17 protein-coding genes are annotated in these 18,787 nt (G+C 55.8%); 9 read left to right on the top strand and 8 right to left on the bottom strand.

The window, feature by feature from the left end:
• The 5 genes from PZA18_RS07660 to PZA18_RS07640 all read left to right on the top strand — a co-directional run.
• A partial coding sequence (locus tag PZA18_RS07660) for a hypothetical protein (RefSeq protein ID WP_284100230.1) occupies window positions 1-2,324 on the top strand: 2,324 nt, incomplete at its 5' end.
• A gap of 17 nt (window positions 2,325-2,341) precedes the next feature.
• Complete coding sequence (locus PZA18_RS07655) at window positions 2,342-3,136, top strand: hypothetical protein (protein WP_284100229.1); 795 nt, start codon at window positions 2,342-2,344, stop codon at window positions 3,134-3,136.
• 211 nt (window positions 3,137-3,347) lie between these two features.
• Window positions 3,348-4,034, top strand: coding sequence for a sensor histidine kinase (locus PZA18_RS07650; protein ID WP_284100228.1), 687 nt, complete (start codon window positions 3,348-3,350; stop codon window positions 4,032-4,034).
• A 377-nt stretch (window positions 4,035-4,411) separates the two neighbouring features.
• Window positions 4,412-6,061 (top strand): tetratricopeptide repeat protein, encoded by a 1,650-nt coding sequence (locus PZA18_RS07645; protein ID WP_284100227.1) that lies wholly within the window; start codon window positions 4,412-4,414, stop codon window positions 6,059-6,061.
• Window positions 6,062-6,289: 228 nt separating this feature from the next.
• Window positions 6,290-8,263, top strand: coding sequence for a cellulase family glycosylhydrolase (locus tag PZA18_RS07640; RefSeq protein ID WP_284100226.1), 1,974 nt, complete (start codon window positions 6,290-6,292; stop codon window positions 8,261-8,263).
• A gap of 69 nt (window positions 8,264-8,332) precedes the next feature.
• On the opposite strand, the gene PZA18_RS07635 is transcribed toward PZA18_RS07640, so the two are convergent.
• Window positions 8,333-9,100, bottom strand: coding sequence for a hypothetical protein (locus PZA18_RS07635; protein ID WP_284100225.1), 768 nt, complete (start codon window positions 9,098-9,100; stop codon window positions 8,333-8,335).
• 195 nt (window positions 9,101-9,295) lie between these two features.
• On the opposite strand from PZA18_RS07635, the gene PZA18_RS07630 reads away from it, so the two are divergent.
• The 3 genes from PZA18_RS07630 (at window position 9,296) to PZA18_RS07620 (ending at window position 11,297) form a co-directional block, all read left to right on the top strand.
• Window positions 9,296-9,736, top strand: coding sequence for a GNAT family N-acetyltransferase (locus tag PZA18_RS07630; protein ID WP_284100224.1), 441 nt, complete (start codon window positions 9,296-9,298; stop codon window positions 9,734-9,736).
• Window positions 9,733-10,113 carry a VOC family protein gene (locus PZA18_RS07625; protein ID WP_284100223.1) on the top strand — a complete coding sequence of 127 codons (381 nt, stop codon included), beginning with the start codon at window positions 9,733-9,735 and terminating at the stop codon, window positions 10,111-10,113. Before PZA18_RS07630 ends, PZA18_RS07625 begins: the two co-directional genes overlap by 4 nt.
• An 86-nt stretch (window positions 10,114-10,199) precedes the next feature.
• Entirely contained in the window at window positions 10,200-11,297 is a 1,098-nt protein-coding gene (locus PZA18_RS07620; protein ID WP_284100222.1) for a PLP-dependent cysteine synthase family protein, read from the top strand.
• A 233-nt stretch (window positions 11,298-11,530) separates the two neighbouring features.
• Here the strand turns inward: PZA18_RS07620 and PZA18_RS07615 are convergent, their stop codons facing one another.
• Entirely contained in the window at window positions 11,531-11,734 is a 204-nt protein-coding gene (locus tag PZA18_RS07615; protein WP_284100221.1) for a hypothetical protein, read from the bottom strand.
• Between the two features lie 188 nt (window positions 11,735-11,922).
• Here PZA18_RS07615 and PZA18_RS07610 point away from each other — a divergent pair, with 188 nt between their 5' ends.
• Entirely contained in the window at window positions 11,923-12,363 is a 441-nt protein-coding gene (locus PZA18_RS07610; RefSeq protein WP_284100220.1) for a hypothetical protein, read from the top strand.
• A gap of 43 nt (window positions 12,364-12,406) precedes the next feature.
• On the opposite strand, the gene hpnE is transcribed toward PZA18_RS07610, so the two are convergent.
• From hpnE to PZA18_RS07580, 6 genes are all read right to left on the bottom strand, one after another.
• On the bottom strand, window positions 12,407-13,711 hold the full coding sequence (gene hpnE / locus PZA18_RS07605; protein WP_284100219.1) for a hydroxysqualene dehydroxylase HpnE: 1,305 nt from the start codon (window positions 13,709-13,711) through the stop codon (window positions 12,407-12,409).
• A 120-nt stretch (window positions 13,712-13,831) separates the two neighbouring features.
• Window positions 13,832-14,284: a hypothetical protein gene (locus tag PZA18_RS07600; RefSeq protein WP_284100218.1), complete on the bottom strand. Its 453-nt coding sequence runs from the start codon at window positions 14,282-14,284 to the stop codon at window positions 13,832-13,834.
• A 20-nt stretch (window positions 14,285-14,304) separates the two neighbouring features.
• Window positions 14,305-15,141: a presqualene diphosphate synthase HpnD gene (hpnD, locus tag PZA18_RS07595; RefSeq protein ID WP_284100217.1), complete on the bottom strand. Its 837-nt coding sequence runs from the start codon at window positions 15,139-15,141 to the stop codon at window positions 14,305-14,307.
• Window positions 15,142-15,548: 407 nt separating this feature from the next.
• The gene (locus PZA18_RS07590; RefSeq protein ID WP_284100216.1) at window positions 15,549-16,058 is read right to left on the bottom strand and encodes a hypothetical protein; all 510 of its coding nucleotides are present in this window, start codon (window positions 16,056-16,058) and stop codon (window positions 15,549-15,551) included.
• 81 nt (window positions 16,059-16,139) lie between these two features.
• Complete coding sequence (locus PZA18_RS07585) at window positions 16,140-18,077, bottom strand: WG repeat-containing protein (RefSeq protein ID WP_284100215.1); 1,938 nt, start codon at window positions 18,075-18,077, stop codon at window positions 16,140-16,142.
• A gap of 303 nt (window positions 18,078-18,380) precedes the next feature.
• Window positions 18,381-18,698, bottom strand: coding sequence for a hypothetical protein (locus PZA18_RS07580; protein WP_284100214.1), 318 nt, complete (start codon window positions 18,696-18,698; stop codon window positions 18,381-18,383).
• Window positions 18,699-18,787 lie beyond the last annotated feature (89 nt).

Raw genomic sequence — 18,787 nt, 5'->3', positions numbered from 1 at the left:
ATGCCCTGACGCCGGGCCAGACGCTGAAGATCCCGTCCACCGTCACCGCTGCCAACCGCTCGGACACCTTCAAGCCGTATAACGCGCAGAAGCTCATCGGCGAAACCACGCCCGAACTGCCACCACCGCCTCCCCCCCCCCAACCGGGTCGCGGCGGCTGCGGCGGTATCGCCCAGATCGTCATGATCGTCGTCGCCGTCGTGGTGACGGTGTATACGGCCGGGGCAGCCAGTGGCGCCTTGTCTGCGGCGAACGCCACCTTCGGTAGTGTGATGCAGGCCGGAGCGGCTGCCATGACCAGCAATATTGGCATTGCCATGGGCGCAGCCGCCGTTGGCAACGTAGCCAGCCAGGCCGTCGGCGTCGCCATGGGCGTACAAGACAGCATTAATTGGAAGGGTGTCGCCACCGCTTCACTCAGTGCTGGTGTCACCGCCGGTATTGGCGCCAGTGGTCTTGGCGATGCCATCAAGGGCTTGGGCTATGGCAAAACCGCCACCACCATGCTCACCGCCGCCGCCAGCTCCACCATCAGCCAGGGCATCCTGTCTGCCGCCGGTCTTGGCAGCTTCAGCTGGCGCAATGTGGCTGCTGCGGCGATTGCGGCACCGGTTACTCAAAGCATCAGTGAAGGAATATTCGGCACCGTCGGCGCCAATGGTGTCTCGGGTGTATCAGATCTGGCTTCCAGCTCACCCCTCGCCGCCAGGGTCATCAATGGATTGGCAAGTGGTGTAGTCAACCAGGTAGCGCAGATTGCCGTTAACGGCAAGGGCAAGCTGGACATGGCCCAGATCGCAACCAATGCATTTGGTGATGCCATTGCCAATGAGTTGGTGTTGCGGGCCGAGCTCTCGACGGTTGCAGATCAGTATGCCGACGTTTACGGCCAGGCAAGACGCGCAGGCGCCCTGCCGCAACAGGCCGCCAGTGTCGCGCTGAATGCCGAACAGCAACGCTGGATGGAGTCTTTACTGCAAATGCGCCCCAACCTGGAAGGGGGACGAAAGGTTGCCCAATTTGGTCAACCCGAATTCAGCATGATGGCTATGGGTGGTTCTTCCGAAAACCGCCCAATCGGCAAGAACGGATTGCTGGTTCTGACCGACGACGATGGCTTGCCTACTGGGATTGGCGGGGTAAGTCCAAAGCAGATGGAGCGCGCCCGCTTGTCGATGCTTTTAGAGGCGCGTAAAGCACTCAGTGCGCAAACCCATGAATGGCTGGACACCAAGCTGCGAGAAGATGCCATCTACGACTCTTTGTCACTCATAGACAAAGCCAGGGTTGGTGTTGGCGGTGCAATGAACGGCCTGTACAACACCATCGTTGATACCAGCAAGTCGGTATGGGATCTCGTCACTCACCCTGAAAAGCTGGAAGGTTTACCCGGCAAACTGGTGGGGATGTATCAGACCGTTGCGCCGCTGGTCGAACAGCTACGGACCGATGCTGACTTTAGAAAGGTGGTATACAACCTTGGCGAGAGCTACTTGGCCACGCGCCCCAAGGCTGAGCTGGGTGCGTGGGGTGCAGGGGGGGCTGCCCAGATTGGCCTGATGCTCATGACTGCTGGAGCCAGTGCTGAAGCACAAGGTGCGGAAGCCGCCGTTGGCTTCTTGCGGGAACTAGGCGCTGGCGAACGTGCGGCAAGCATCGTTGCGATGGGCAGCAAGGTAGGCAAGGTAATCAATGCTTTGCAAGGATTGGCTACCATCAACGACCTGGCCTCGATGTTCTCATCAGCAAGTGCTCAACCCACTATGTACTCGGGGGAGGGAGATGGGGCTCGTGCGATGGAAGTTGCCTTCCAGTTAAAGCCGGGACAACAAGCTTGGCGTATTCTGAGCAAAACCCATCTGAAGAAGCTAGATCTGGAGCTTGATTGGGCAATCAAAATTTCATTGCCTGGGCCCACCAAGGAGATGTTTGCTAACGCTTATGACAAAGCAAGCGGCATGTTCAAATACATCAACCCCGCAACAAACAAACTTGAGTATATTGGTCGCGATGCAGTGAGCGTCGATCACATCTTCCCGGTCAGCAAAATCTTGAGTCTGGATAATGTGAATAAACTTACCCCCAATCAGCTGGAAGAAGTCCTCAGCCACGGGCCAAACTTGCAAGTGCTGCCCAAATGGATCAACTCATCAAAAGGTGACTTGCTGGGCAACGCATGGAGCAGCTTCCCGGAAACCAAGGGAAGCCCAACTCGCATGCAAATCAATCCTGCTTATCAAAGGGACTTACTGAGGCAACAAATGGATATGCAGCGACAACTGCAGGATTTGATCAATAGCAAACTCGGGCTTGGTAAAGCCTGATTCGAATGGGAGAAATCTTGAAACTGGAACCTGATCTGACCAATGATGCGTGGTCACTATGGCAAAAGTTTCCTGCCCTGACACCAGAGCTGGTAGCGCTATACAGCGCTACCAGCGATGTCGCAGCAGAAACGCTTGCGCGCCTGTCCGAAAGCGTTGTGGCAGGACTTGCACCACTCAAACCCATTGCTCCCAACACTTTCAACCTACTGGAACGGTATTCCGACACGGCGTATTTTGTTGATATGCGCTTCCCCAGCAGCCCCGAATCTGCAGGGAAGCTATATCTCATACTGGAAACACCTAGCGGTTTTTGTAGCTTTTGTATGCACGATACAGCTAGTCGTCTGGGTAGTTACCCTCAGCGAATCCAGAACTTCCCGTCGGAATTACAAGGCTTGGCAGACCTGACATCCAGTTTCAAAATCAATTACTCGCAAGATTTTGCAAATTTGACCCTGGCCGATGTTTATGCAAGTGCATTTGATCCTTATTTTTTAACCACCATAGAGGGATTTGTTTCAAAGAAATCAAAATCCAGCCTGAAAAAACTATTCCCATCTATGCAATCACTGGATGAGCTGGTGGTAATTGCCCATGACCATGCAAAATCGTGGTGCCTATTCTTCCTGGACTCAGCGCAAAGTGACCGCTCAATTTGGCTTGGAACGGGGAATGGCATTGAGTCTACCCACCAGGTCAAACAGCCCTTGAAACTCTATGATCAACTAGTCACCCGCTATATTGCCGAAGGGACACATTCTGTTGATTTCATGCTGCTGCAAAAATTCCTTTCCAGTAAATCAACGTAAATATCATTAGCTCCTGGAAGATTGGTATCTCAAGCCAAAAACCTCATGCATTAAAAAAGCCATGAGTTGAACTTAGGTACCAATCATTTCTGTTTTCACCCAAATCTACCGTTTAGCCGCATTTTCCGTGCTCCAGCTTACTTCATATTTTCGAACTATGATTCAGGCATGAATTCATCCCCCGAACAATTCCTCAGCTAGGAGTCGAGATGTGAAAGCCGTCGATCCCAACCTCGAAACCTTTCTGTTTTCGGCGGTGCATGACATGAAGAACTCGATCACGGTGCTGGCGGCTGCGATGGAGCAGTTGTTGCCGCCGCCGGGGGTGCCGGGTGGGGAGGCTTATCGGGACGTCGGGCAGATGTTTTATGAGGTCAAGCGCATGAATGGCAACCTCACGCATTTGCTCACGCTCTATAAGCTTGGCATGTCGTCTTATCCGTTCGATCCGCAGGATCACCTGCTAACTGACTTCATCGACGAAGTGCTGGCGCATCAGGATGCGGTACTCCGGTCTGCGGCTGTCGCCATTGAGGTGGAGGTGGATGACGATCTTGTCTGGACTTTCGATGAGTATCTGATTTCGAGCGTGGTGGCGCATGCGCTCAATAATGCCAGCAAGTACACCCGCAGCAAGATCCGCTTACTGGTACGCGAACATGCGCGGCGGCTGGAGTTGCGGATTGAGGACGATGGCGCCGGTTACCCGGCCAGCATGCTCGAAACACCCCCTGGCAGCCTGAGCCTGAATAGCCAGCACAATAGCGGTACGGGTCTGGGCTTGTATTTCGCTTCTGTGGTGGCGGGTTTGCATCGCCACGGCGCGGAATCCGGGCGGGTTGCGCTGGAAAATGGTGGTAGCTTGGGTGGCGGCGTATTCATTCTGGTTTTGCCTTAGGCTCTGTTGACGTTTTGTTTCCGGTCGTGCCGAACCAGGTTTTGGGGCAGGGCCAGACCGGGTGGGTGCGGTTTGGTGAGCGAAATGAACGAGCCCTACAGCGCCACGCCCCAAAATCGACCCGGCCCGCGATCCGGAAATCACACCTCAACCGAACCTGGGTTCTGGTGCAGGTTTTACCCTGCGGCTTTCCCTGATTACCTCGTCCGCCACTCCAGCATTCTGGCGCCTTGGCATGTTGCCGGGGCCGTCAAACTTCCGGACAAACTGCCAAGTCGCTTGCGATCGGGCCACCAGCGCCAATAATCAAATAAGCTTGGCCTGCACCGAATGGCCGAGACACGATAATCGGGCGAAGTCAGCAGGATGAGGCAGCCATGTGGGCATCCGGGGATGATTACTCAGGTCTGAGCTTTCTGGTGGTGGATGATTTTCAGGGCATGCGCAGTATGTTGCGCGATATCCTGCACCAGAAAAATGCCGGGACCATTGATTTGTGTGTGAATGGCGGCGAAGCCATTTCCCGCCTGTCCAAACATCATTACGACGTTGTGTTATGTGATTACAACCTGGGCCCTGGCCGCAATGGCCAGCAGGTGCTGGAAGAAGCCAAGGTACGGGGGCTGATCGGCCCGGCCTGTGCCTGGATCATGATTACCGGCGAGAAAACCAACGATGCGGTGTTTGGTGCGGTGGAATATCAACCCGATGCTTATTTGATCAAACCCGTTACGGCGGCCTTGATTTTTGCCCGCCTGGAAAAAATCTGGGCCAAGAAAAGCGCGTTTCAGGAAATTGATTACGCTTTGCGCGCGCGCAATTTCAGCAAGGCATTGCGCCTTTGCAGTGAGCGAATTGCCGTCGATAAAGTCAATGCCGTCGAATTAATGCGGCTGAAAATCGGCATTCTGATTAATCTCGGTGAAATGGATCAGGCCGCAGAGTTATATCAGCTGATTTTGAACCGGCGTGACTTCCCCTGGGCCAAGGCTGGATTGGCGCGGATTCTGATGGAAAAAGGTAATCTGGCCGAGGCGGAGCAGTTATTGCATTCGGTATTGATTGACCACCCCGCCTATCTCGAAGCATACGATTTACAGGCCAGGGTTTTGCAGTTGCAAGGCATGGCAGCCGAAGCCAAATTATTGCTGGACCGCGCTATTCAGTTATCTCCGAATTCCACTGCGCGCCAGCGCTTGTTGGGGGAATTAGCCTTGGAATCCGGCGATCTGGAATCGGCAGAAAAAGCCTTTCGGAAAAGCGTGGCAATTGGCGAATTCTCGGTATTCAAGTCTCCCGATTCGTTTATTGGTCTGGCCAAGACCTGTAGCGCCAAGGGCTCACCCGAAGAGGCGCTACAGGTGCTGACCACGCTGCAAAAGACGTTTACCGGGCCAACCGTGCAGATTCAGGCCAAAATCGTCGAGGGGCAGGTTTATCAGCGCAATCAACAACCAGTGCAAGCCAAAGCCGTCGCCGTAGCGCTTGGTCATATGCTGAATACACACTTCTCACCGCTGGATGAGAACACCTCGCTGGAGCTGGCCACCCTGTTGTTTGCCGAAGGCACGCAGGAGCAGCGTGAGCAGGCGCAGGCGCTGTTGCAGGGTCTGGTTAAAAACAATCATGACGATCAGAAACTGCTGGAGAAAGTTCAGTCGGTCTTTACGGGCGCTGGCATGGAAGAAGCGGGCAATGCGCTGGTCGAATCGACACGCAAGGAAGCCAGCGACATGATGGCCAAAGGCGTGATGCTGGCACGCGAAGGCAAGCTGGATGAGGCGGTGGAGTGGCTACGCAATGCCAAAACCGCCATGCCCACTAATCTGCGCGTATTGCTGAATACGGCGCATGTCATGCTGGAGCATCTGGAGAAGAACGGTTATCAGGCGGATCTGGTTACCGAGGCACGTAGCGTGCTGCAGGATGCGTCGCGTATCCGGCCCAAGGATGAGCGCTTGCTCAAGCTAAGCACCCGTATGGCCCACCTATTGGAAGCCAGCCGAGTCAAAGCCCCTCCCGGCTAATTGTCTGGCAATAGTCCAAAACAAGACGAAACCAACTTATTCATCACCCATATTGTCAGACGATTTATCCAAAGTAAGCTTCTGATTTTATTTATCTTCCAGAATTTCACGTTTTCTGGCCCAACCTATCCGTATGGGCAATCCTCTCGCTTCTCTGATGCTGGCACACTGGCGCCGAAAGCTGACAGTAAGCTTTCAAAGCATAATAACCACGAGGACCGATGAGACATGAGTATTGCCGCAATCAGCATCGCCCTGGCCTTGGCACCACAGGTCAACCACACCCTTGATTTCGACCGCGACCCGCGCGCGATTCCTTTAACGGTTGTAGACAAGGCCTACAACAACGGCGGCATCAATGTCACCGACAAAGTGCTGCAGGATGGCCTGGGTCGCGAAACGGTATTGCGTGGCTGGAACATTTCGGGCTCAGCCAAGTTGAAGGAGTCCGGCTTCAAGCCGTTTCGTCATGTCAACGATGCCAAGGCGTCGCTTGCCGCCATGCGCTTGCGCAGCGGCTCGAATGTGATCCGCTTTCTGATGAGCTGGGAGGGAGTAAACCCCACATTCCTCAAGACCGACACCACGTATCTGAATGATGTCACCGAGCAGATCCGCGCCGCCATTGACCAGAAGATGTATGTGTTGCTGGATTGGCATCAAGACTTGCAATCGCGCCACCTGTTCAACGCCAACTCCTGGCATACCGGCAATGGTGCGCCGGCCTGGGTGATCAAGGGTGGCGGGTATCCAGCGGAATACTGCGGTATCGTTTGCGCCCATTGGGGCCAGCACAATCTGACCGACGAAGCGGTACGCCGCGCCGCCCGCAATTTCTGGAACAACGCGTTAATCCTCAGCCAGAACCCAATTGGCTTCATTCCCACACAGGAAGCCTATCTATGGCAGATGGGCGAGGCACTCAAGCACATTCGTAGCAAGCTTACAGACGCAGAGTTTGGCTACATTCTGGGTGTTGATCCGCTCAACGAGCCGATTGACGGCGGCATGGAAGGGCTGACACCCGCGCGCTGGGATAACGAAAAGCTGTGGCCGTTCTACCGCAAGGTGCGGGCGAGAATGAATGACATCGGCTGGCAGAGCAAGCCGGTCTACGCCGAGCCACTGGTGTTCTGGAATACCAATGCCGGTATCGTGGCACCGGCAACGGGCGGCCACCATTTGACGGATAAACCTGCCAGCGGTTTTGTGTTCAATTCGCATTTCTACGATGCCGGCCGGCAAGGGGTGGACGTTCGTCCCGTCAACAACGGCAGCTATCTCACCCATATGCACCAGATCCGCGATGAGGCGCGCTGGATGGGCATGCCGGCATTTGTTTCGGAATTCGGCATGTTCAACCGGGGGACGGGCCCCAAGGATACCAACCGCACGATTGCGGCCATGTATCAGGGTCTGGAAACCAGCGATGCGTTCCGCTCTACCAAGGATCGCATGGCCGACGCCTATTCACCGCCGCTCTCGGGCACTCAATGGCACTGGGACTGGTATTACAACCAGCATAATGAAGCCCAGAATGACAACCCATCCAAGATCCAGCAGAAAACCGACGGCTGGAATAACGAGGATTTCTCGGCCATCCTCACCTTCGTCGGGTATGTCATGTACAACATTGACGGCCGCAATATCGAGCGTGTCTACCCGCGCAAGGCACAGGGCAGCATCATGGCCTTTCATTACAACGCCATCGCCCGTAGCGCCTGGAATGAGCCCTTGAACTGGCTGGCCCTGCGGCCGGCAATCGGTGGGCGCGAGTACTTCCGCAATCAACGCTGGGGTTTGCTGGTGTGGCGTGGTCGCAAGAGCGAAGCCCCGACTGAGCTGTTCCTGCCCACCGAATTCGGTAGCGGTGCGGCGGCAGCCATCACCGAAAAATGGGTAGTGGAAAACCTCACCACCAGTAATCAACCTTCAAACCTGCGCAATGAAGTGATGCTGACCAACGACAACAGCGGCGGCAGCCGCCTGCTGGTCTGGGACGATGCCGACAGCGACGAAACCGCTGACAGCTGGCACTACGTGCTGGTGGTCAAAAAGGAAGGCGGCGAGGTCATGGACACCACCGTGCTCAGCCGCTTGCAGAGTGAGCTGAACGAAACCTTCCGTCGCCAGCAAAGCCCGGTCTACCTGACGGGTGATATGACCAATGGCGGCTACGTGGCGGACAAACCACCACGCTAAACATTCGCCGTACAGCACCGGCGAAGGCTCTGCCATGCACGCCGGCCGGCAACTCGGGCTGGCCGGCGTTCAGTTCTGACGGAACATCGCAAACGCACGTTTGTAATCTTCCGACTCTCTGGCAGCAGGCAGCTGGTTCCATAGCTGCTTGGCCAGGGTCTCATTCCGGGCATAGAAGTCCTTGGAGAAAATCAGGAAGTAGGCTTTTTCCGTCAACGGTGGGTTTACCCGCTCAATACGGCCACGAAATTCGTTTCTTGCCTCAATCGACTGCTCGCCCTCCTGCGTGGTCAACGCCACGGCCACTACCCGCTTGGCCAGCAGTTTGCGCAGATTGTCGTCAGCGCTGCGTGTGCCGGAATCCACCTGCAGCTTGGCGGATGTCAGCATCTCCACCACCGAGTATCCGAGCTGAGCACCGATCGGCCCACTGATGCCACTGAATTCCTTGCCATCCCACGATGGGGTGGTGCCCACCAGCCGAAACAGGCTGTAGCTCTCGGTCCGCATCCGCAGATTGTTATCCGGCTTGCCGTCTTTCATCGGGTACACGCCCATTTCCAGGCGTTCTGGTCGGAAGCTGGCGGCGACTGCGCCATCCCAGCGGTTTTCCTTCAATTCATGCTGGCAGCGCTTCCAGGGCAAGGGTTCCAGTTCGAGGCGGACAGCCGTCAGCCGCTCCAGCTGCTTGAGTTGTACGAAATCCAGTCCGACCTTGCCTGTCATCCGCCAGGGATAGACCTCCTCTTCGTCGTAACATAGCCGGACCGTCTCCGCCGCCACGCTTTGCAGCATTGCCGACGTGAGGGCCACCAGCGTCAATATCCACTTTCTCATGATCCCCCCTTTTTCCGACAAGACGCCAAGCAGCCTTCTCATGCTGTTCTTATTGTTCTAGCACGCGCCAGCGGGCAGACGGCGGCAGGCGACAGGAGGTCAACCCGTATCGCGGCCTGCCTGATGCTTGCCCGAAGCCATCATTTGTCTGAACATCCTGGCCGCGTTCTTTTCAAAACAACCAACACGACACCCATGCCGACTCGTAGCAACATTCACTACCGCAACACCAGTCTCAACGTTTCGGCCAAGGAACTGGAAGACCTGTTCCGCGCCGCCGATCTCGGTGGCCGAGTGGGCGACAAGATTCGCCGTGCCTTCCTGAACAGCCAGCAGGTATCCCTCGCTTACGATGGCGACCGGCTGATTGGCGCCAGCCGAGCCATCAGCGATGGCGAATACCATGCTTTCATCTACGATGTGGCCGTTCACCCGGATTATCAGAAACAGGGGGTGGGCCAGCAGATGCTGCAACGCTTGCTGGCGGCTCTGCCGGTCTGGCGCATCATGCTGCGCGCCGATGAAGACGTGCAGGCTTTCTATGGTCGGGCAGGGTTTATGCCATGTGGCGACATCATGGCGCTGCATCAACCCGAACATCTGTATGACCCGACCCCAACAGGAGAGGCATCATGAATACATCGTTCGGTTTGAAACCCCATATTCGGGAAGTGGTTTATTTTGTCGCGGACATTGATGCGGCGGCGCAGTGGTATGGCACGCTGTTTGGGGCTGCCGTCGAATACGAGAACCCCCGCTACGCCTTTATCCGCCTGCCAGAGGTAACGCTTGGCTTTCATCCCGCCGACGCCAAAAATGCCAGTAGTACGGGTGGCGCGGCCGTCTACTGGCAGGTCGAAAGGCTGGATGCCGCCCTCGCCCATCTGGAAGCCACAGGCGCCGTCCTGTTGCGCGGCCCCGGCACCACCGATCTGGGCGAACAGGTGTGCCTGCTGTGCGACCCCTTCGGCAATTTGCTGGGGCTAAACCAACCCGCCACCACTGCAGGCTGATAGGGATCGACACCATCGTCAGCCGCAGCTCAGCCGGTTAAGCTTGGCGGGTTACCTTCCAGAAAAATTCAAGACAGGAGCACAGTATGTCGCAGCGCCAGCAATGGGTATGTGAAGCCATCCGCAAGATCGAGGCAGACTTCAACCGATCCGCCGATACCCATCTGATCCCGCTCAAGCTACCAGCCTATCCAGGAATCGACATTTATCTGAAGGACGAATCCAGCCACCCCACCGGCAGTCTCAAGCATCGGCTCGCCCGGTCCCTCTTCCTGTACGCCCTGTGCAATGGCTGGCTGCATGAGAAAAGCACGGTGGTCGAAGCCTCCAGTGGTTCGACCGCTGTGTCTGAAGCCTACTTTGCCAGGCTGCTTGGATTGCCTTTCGTCGCGGTGATGCCACGTTCGACCTCCCCCGACAAAATCGCCGCCATCGAGTTTTATGGCGGCCGTTGCCATCTGGTGGACGATCCTGGTCAGATTTCCGCCGAGTCGGCGAGGATTGCCGGCGAAACCGGTGGACATTTCATGGACCAGTTCACCTACGCCGAGCGGGCCACCGACTGGCGTTCCAACAACAATATCGCAGAGGCCACTTTCAGCCAGATGCGGCTGGAACCACAGCCGGTACCGGCCTGGATTGTCGCCAGCGCCGGCACCGGCGGCACCACTGCCACGCTGGGCCGCTACATCCGCTATCGGCAACTCGCCACGCAAGTATTGTGCTGCGACCCGGAGCACTCGGTGTTCTTCGACTACTTCCGTAACCGCGACCCGCTGCAAACGTTACCTTGCGGTTCACGCGTTGAAGGCATTGGCCGGCCGAAGTACGAAGCCTCGTTCATGCCGGACATCATCGACGCCATGGTCAAGATCCCGGATGCCTTGTCTTTTGCCGCCATGCGCTACCTCGCAGCCAAACTCGGTCGCAAGGTTGGCGGCTCGACGGGTACCAACTTCGTCGGCGTCTTGCTGCTAGCCCACGCCATGGCGGCACGGGGCGAACAAGGCTCCATCGTTACCATTCTTTGTGATAGCGGCGAGCGTTATTGCCATAGCTATTACAACGATGCCTGGCTGGCCGAACGCGGCATCGACATCGCACCGATGCAGGCGGCCATTGCCGACTGTGCCGAGCGAGGCAATCCCCTGCCGGATGTTTTGACCATCGCAGGTCAACTCTAAGTTCTGTTGACGTGAGGTTGGCAGCCGCGTTTTGCCGGCTTCGTCGGAAGACGGCCTGGAGCAAGGCGTCGCGCGCCGCGTAGTCATTCCATGCAAGCGCTCTGCAGCGCAGCGCCAGGCCGCCTTCCGGTAAAACCCGGCAGCCGGGAGGGAGAAGCTTCTCCCGGCCACGTACCAACCGAGCAATTACACCCCTGCCGTAAAGTTTCGTATACATCTGATTTATCAGAACTTTACTCAGCATTGATTACGATTTGATTGGCGCTAATTCTGTGATTTCCCTTGCCACAAAATACCCGCCTAAATAGCGGATAGCGGTTGGCGACCACCTGCCGTATGGCCATTTGAAAATCACAAAATACCGCCAGACTGATCTGACCGAAGCGTTCATTTACTACCGCGCCTGACGAAAAATTACCCGCATCGATCTCTGTCATATGGCCTATTTGAATTGGCCAACGATCTGCAAATCAACTGCTATAAATAAATCCGTTAGGCACTATTTTTGCCAGATGCTGTGGCCTGGTGTTTTGGGGATTGCATCTACCGCCAAATGGCCGGTCTCTAAACCCGGCCCACTGGGGATACCCAGCACCGCCGGCTCTGTTGTGAGGTTGATACGACCATGAATTCTGTTGTCCGCTTTGCCAACATCGAGATTCGATCGCTGAACCCAGCGGCAGCCCGTAACCATTCGGCCCGCCAGCGGTTGGCAAATCAGCCATTAACCGGCCATTTAATCCACAAAATCCTTTCCAGCTTTTTTCCGAAACGGAACGATTATGCGGAAGATTGTTTTGATGAATTGGTACCGGAATTGATGAGTTGGGAGATCCATACCGCAGGCCAATTCAGCAAGATGATGAAGCGCCATCGTCGCCAATTACGAAGGCTGGACAGGCAGAAACTGCCAGCCTGGGAAATCGACCATTATTCTGAAATGTATGGCCGCGAATGGGTACGCGATGCGCTGCGCCGCCAATATTGGTTTGCCTATCCCGCGCTGGTCAGAATTGCGCTGGAACTGGAATTTGGCGAGGCAGCGGAGGTTTGGGAGACTGAATAGCTTATTCAGCGCTCAACGCCCGCATGCCGTATTCCGCTCCAATCTATTGCAGTGACTGCAGAATGAGTCCTGCCGCCTGCACCCCGCTCCTTACTGCGCCTTCCAGCGTTGCCGGGTAATCCCCTGCCGTGTAGTCGCCCGCCAACCACAAGCCAGGCAAGCCCGTTGCATTGGCCGGGCGTTGCAGGCCGGGCGTACAGGCGAAGGTGGCGCGTTTCTCGGCAATGACCTGATGCCACAGGGGCGCGGCAAAGCCAGGAAACGCCGCACGGATCTCGGCCGCTACAGCCTTGGCCAGCGCATCCCTGCCAAGCTGGGCATGCGGCCCATCGGCGCTGATAACAGCAGCCAGAACGCCGGGTTGGCCATGCGTATCGCTGCGATCGAACAGCCACTGCACATACCCCCCCAACATGCCCTGTATCGGCTTGGGTAGCCGGCATTGCGGTGGATAGCGCAGGTAGACGGTATAAATGGGCTGGTAATGCCAGTTATCCAGTTGCGCACACAAGCCAGAAAGCGGGGGCAAAGCGCCCAGCAGCATGCTGGCCCGATGCGGCGGCAAGGCACAGATCAGGGTATCGAAAGTTTGACCATCGCTCCCCTCAAACTGCCAACCATCATCCAACCGCTGCAGATGACGAGCCATGACGCCCAGCCGGACTTGCCCGCCCCGCTGTTCGATATAGCGCGCAGCCGCATCTGGAAAAGTCGTGGAAAGATCAAGCCGGGGCAGCAGGAAATCGGAGGCCGCGCGGCTGGCACCCAGGCTGTCGCGCAGCACGTTCAGCAAAACCTGCGCCGAAGCGACGTTGACCGGGGTATTCAGCGCTGCCAGCGTCAATGGCTCCCACATCCGCTGCAGAACCTGTGGGCTTTGTCCCGTATCGGTAACCCATTGCGCCACGCTGCAGTCCTGTTGCAGTCGGTAGCCGCTGCGCTTGGCCGCCTCCATCGCCCGGACAATCTGCCAGCGCTCACTCAGGCTGAGTCCTCTGGCAAACAACAGCGCCGCAGCGACATGCAGCGGGGCAGGCAGGCGTGGGCAACGCAGGCTGAACTGACCATGCAGTGACAAGTCCAGTGGTTGGCGCAGGAAGGCGCTGGCTTCATCAATCCCAACCTGGGTCATCAACCGTAGCAGCTCACGGTAGGCCCCCACTACCAGATGCTGGCCATTGTCGAGCACCAATCCATCGACATCGAGCCGCCGAGCGCGGCCTCCGAGTACCTTGCCAGCTTCGAATACGGCCACCTGCCGGCCAGCCGCCGCCAGCTCAACCGCTGCTGCCATGCCGGCATAGCCGCCACCAATAATCGCTACACGGGAGGTCTGTGTGGGCTTCATAGGGAATTCAGGGTAAAGGTCCGTTGCTGGAGGTGGATGTGCTCGCCCTTTTTCAACCGGCTGACGAGGCTTCCGGGCTGGCCCGGCCAAAAGTACCCTCTGACATTCGTAACAGCATGGTCAGATCTCTTCGCGGAACAGGCGCTTGTAGATTTCAGGAAACTTCGACAGCAGCTGGCGGGCACGATCGGGCTTGATGGGGTGAATGGTCGTCAGAAACTGCAATGTCGGGCCGGGCGGCTCAATGGTCATGAATTCGAGAATAAAGAAAATCTTGCGTTCTGGCAGGTAAAACAACCACTTGGCGGTACCAGAGCCATAGTCGGTTATCGAGTTTTCAAGTTCGATCAGCTTGCGGGAATTATGGTAGGCGTAGACAAAGCCGACTTTTTCGCCGTTTTCGTTGATGACATTCCGTTCGACTTCAAAGCTCTCCAGTGCCGCCCGCAACTGGCGGCGACGCCGGATGATCTGATCGGTTCGCCGCATTTCCAGCCAGCCATGCACCAGTATCGCCAGCAATACGACCACGCCGACGGCTAACGCTGCTGGGCTGAACGACAGGGATGGCATGGCTGGACTCTAGGTTCTGATCAGGCGAACCACCACGTCTTCCAGGCCAGCCACAGTTTGCGGATCGGCGTCAGCGACAAGCGTTGGTTCAGGACATGAGTCACGCCATCGTGCTTGATCTCTTCAAGTGTGGTGCGGTAAATAGCCGCCATCACCAAACCACAGCGCTGACGCTTGCGGTCGATCTTCGGCAGCTGCGCCAACGCCAGTTGGTAGTACTTTTCCGCCCGGTCGATCTGATATTTCATCAGCTCGCCAAATTCCGGGGTTTCCTTATAGGCAAGGATATCGGCGGCAGGCACATTGAAGCGCTGCAACTCATCCACCGGCAGGTAGATGCGGCCACGGCGCGCATCCTCCCCCACATCGCGGATGATGTTGGTCAGCTGAAAAGCGATGCCAAGATCGTGGGCATATTTGAGGGTTTGGCGGTCACTAAAACCAAAAATCTGGGCTGACAACTGGCCAACCACTCCCGCCACACGATAGCAATACAGGTTCAGATCCTTGAAGCTGGCATAGCGTGCCTGTTCCAGATCCATCTGCATGCCGTCGATGATCTCGATCATTTGCTCCTGTGGCAGATCCAGCCGCTTTACATGCGGTTGCAGTGCCTGAGTCACCGGGTGCTCGGGTTTGCCTTCATAGAGGCGGCTGATTTCCTGCCGCCACCAAACGAGTTTGGCCAGTGCGACATCCGCGTCATGGCACTCATCGACGACGTCATCCACCTCGCGGCAGTACGCATAAAGTGCGGTAATTGCCAGCCGGGCATCGTATGGCAAAAAACGAAAGCTGTAATAAAAACTCGAACCGCTTTTTGCGGCTTTATCTTCACAATACTGGTCCGGTGTCACGGCGGGCCCTGAAGCGCTAAGCGCAGTTGATAATTAACCTTGCAATTGTACGTTGAAACCGGCCACCGGGCTAACCCTCGCCAGAGGTGAATGCCGGATATAGAGCACTTAAGTAATTGTTAAATAAATAGTTTATTCAGCCAGCGCCCATCTTGGCATTGATGCCTGATCCATCGCCTTTGCCATATATTCTGGCCGATCGAAATACCAAACCCCAAATAAAAACGGCCTCTCTTTACAGAGGCCGCCATGCCTACCCATCCGCAGCATTGCGCATAGGAATACCCATCGCTGCTGACATTGCACTTCCAGTCGCTTGGGATAAATAGCTGCTATTTCAAAAGCTTGAAAAGCATCCGCAAAGCGCCGCAATCACCTATTCGCCGGCACAAAAACGCCAGGCTGCCTTATTCGGGAATACGTTTTAATTTAAGTAAACGCGGTTTGATTTCATCAGTTTTAACACTACCGACAACTGAAATCGTCGTCAGCACATTTTCCCGCATATATTCGAGCTTGATATAGCCATCCTGCTCGGCCCGCATCGACACGATGGCATGATCCGGGTCGCCACGCAGATGCTCGACACTCATGCCGACCCCTTGCCGCCCCATCGAAGCAGCCGCCATTGGCACATCCTTGGCCTGTGCCCAGAACTGCCCGAGATTAACGTGCTGGTTACCGTTTACCGCCACGTAGTCGCAACCAAGGAGCTTATTGCCCGCCCCCACGGTAATATCAGTCGGCGTACCAGCACGGACTTCCAGGCCTAGCGCCGCCTTGATTTCTGCGGGCGACAGGGGGCAGGCTTGCAGCCTTCCCGGCGCGATTTCGGCCTGCGCCGGCAAGGCCGCCACCAGCGCCAAACCCGCCACGATAAGCCCACCGGCCCGACGTTTGAAGGAAGCTGCATTCATGGATTGACTCCTTTTCAGCGTTGAACTTTCATGATCTGACTACAGAAATCGTGAACGAATACGTCAGTCCAGCAAGGCCCCTCAGCGCTTCTTCCTGGCCTTCTCAGGGGGCTTTGGCGACACGGTCGCCAATACCAGATGATGGGTAATATCCCCATCGCCATAGGCATAAGTCGATTGCAGCACCAGCTTCTGATTACCAATCCGCCAGACATCCAGCATACCGCCGTCACCATTGGCCAGACTGTCCTCCGCTTCCGGTTTAGCCACCGCAGGGCCAAAAGCCTTGTCGAGCTGAGCTTTCAGGCTTTTGTAAAGAGTCTTGACCTGGCCGCTACGCTGCTCGTCGAGAAAGTAGTAGCCACCCCAGGACTCTTCCGATACGTAATCGATCACCAGATTACTGATCGCACCATGGCGAAGGTTATCCTCAATCTCATCCGAGTCTTCCGGCATCTCATAAGGATCGCGATCGCGGTCCCATCCTTGCAGCGCCACAAACGGACGCGGCGCAGCCTTCAATAGAGCCTGAGCCTTGGCAACAATCTGGGTCATATCGGCTGGGTCTGACAGCAGATCCAGAGGGCTGGGATCAAAGTAAGGGTGGCTAGCCAGTTGGCCATCCACGGCTTTGTTTTCCCACAGCACCACACCTTTGTCATTGGAAAGACGCAGACTATTCAACTTGGGCTTGCTACCTGGCCCCTGTTCCAGCCGGAATCGGGTCTTGCCACTGCCATCAAGCCATTCAATCGCCCGATCCGTCGTAATCCACGGGGAATAACCCTCTTCGTCGAAGCCGACGTAGCCATCCCCGCCATTGGAATAGGGTTCGATATGTCGCGGCATGGGCGTGAAGCCTCCTTGCCGCGACAGAATTCCCCACTTTCCCTTCTGTCGTGCCACAGCAAAACCTTGGCTATTGAAGTGGCTACCCCAGTCAAACGGGCCCTTAATTGCCAGTTTGCCGTTCAGATCGAGGTAACTGACAGAGGAGTCACCTTCCCCACCCTGCCGGATCAAGCCGCCAGACACATGCCTGCCAATTCCGCGCTGAATTGGCACCACCAGCTTGCCTCGCATGTCGATAAAACCGGTATTGAAAGAGCTATCCCGCACCGCAGCCAGCCCACCAGCCTGAACTTCGTCGATATGGGAGTAGGTGGGTTTTAGCACCCATTCGCCCTTGCTATTGAGCAAGCCCCATTTATCTTTTTCTTCGACTGGCGCTACCTCATTCGACTCGAAATCCAGCGCCAGGTCATACCGGATCGGGACCGCCAGCGCCCCTTGCCGGTTGACATAGCCCCACTTCTCTTTCAGCGCCACCCTGGCTAAGCCATTGGCACCAAACGGCCCGGCCCGGTCAAACCGTATGGCCACCACCTCTTTACCTTGTTTGTCGATAAAGCCGTGCTTCTCCCCGACCGACACGGCAGCAAGCCCGCCATCATCAAAGTACGAAACCTCAGTAAAGCGAGGGGGAATGACGACCTGGCCCTGGGTATCCAGAAACCCCCATTTACCCCCCTTCTTGAAGGCAGCACGGCCGGCGCGCATGCCTTGCACCTCTTCAAATTTGGCCGGAATCACCAGCTTCAGATCAGCCCCCAGAAAGCCCCAGCCGGTTTTGGTTTTTACTCTGGCCATGCCATCTTCGGAAAACGAACGGGCCTCAAGGTATTGGGGTTCAATCACCCATTTACCTTGCAAATCCATATAACCCCATAATTCTTTTACAGATTTCGCCGGAACCGGCATCACTTTTTCGCCAAGCGGTCTGAAATTGCTGATATTCGAAACATCCGGCTCATGCAATAAATGCCCTTGCCGATCAAGCAATACATAACGCTGGCCAAATTGCCCCAGAATGGGCAATCGCAAACTCAAAGGAAATTCCAGTTTCGACTCTTTAGCGGCTTCGGCTGCAGAAGCAATACCAGATAGGGTGGATGCAATCACCATGACGCCCAGCGTAATGGAGGATTTTAAAGCGGAGGTTGACAGAAAAGCTTTCAAACTGATTCCTTATCTACAACGGAAAATTATTTTCTTCAGGCAAAGGTATTACACAATATCTCCGGGGAGATTGCATTCAAAACCGTCATCCGAAACAATAACCGTCGTAAAAAGGAAACGAAAAGCAGAAAGGAATCAGATATATCCGACAAGCGAGGATGAGACATTATGGTGATGCCGCCAACACAAGGCAGCGGCGTAATCCATAAAGGATGGCATCAGCCAAACCGCCCGCCCGAAAGCACTCTGATTATGCAGAACAAGGCCGGTAAATCTGCAGCGAGTCAGTGTTAAAGCAGCGACTTATGCCTCTTGCGACAGCAATTCTTCCACCAACTCTTCCAGCGGCGCACCGGGTGGTGACACTTTATTGCAATTCAAATAGATATCCGCAATCTGATTGGTATCGGGCTTTTTACTGATCACCAGATAGGAAGGCACGCCCAGAGAAGCGTGATAACACCAGATCCAGTATTGGCGATCTTCGCAATCTGCCCGGCAAATGAAATGCAGTGTGTCGTGGTGATTATGACGATCTTCGTGGTCAAGATATTCTTCTACGGATTGCCGATCCAAAGGGCAATCGGCCGAAGAATAGGTGAGCTGCGTTCTTCCGGGCATATTATTTTTCTCCGATTCATTAAACAAACCAGCCAGACAAAGATAAAGAATCTGGCTGACCTCGAAAGCAATCCGTTGCGGTATCCGAT

It is taken from the genome of Parachitinimonas caeni, from assembly GCF_030129945.1.
GTDB lineage: Bacteria > Pseudomonadota > Gammaproteobacteria > Burkholderiales > Chitinimonadaceae > Parachitinimonas > Parachitinimonas caeni.
This window is presented reverse-complemented; position numbering and strand designations above follow the sequence as displayed.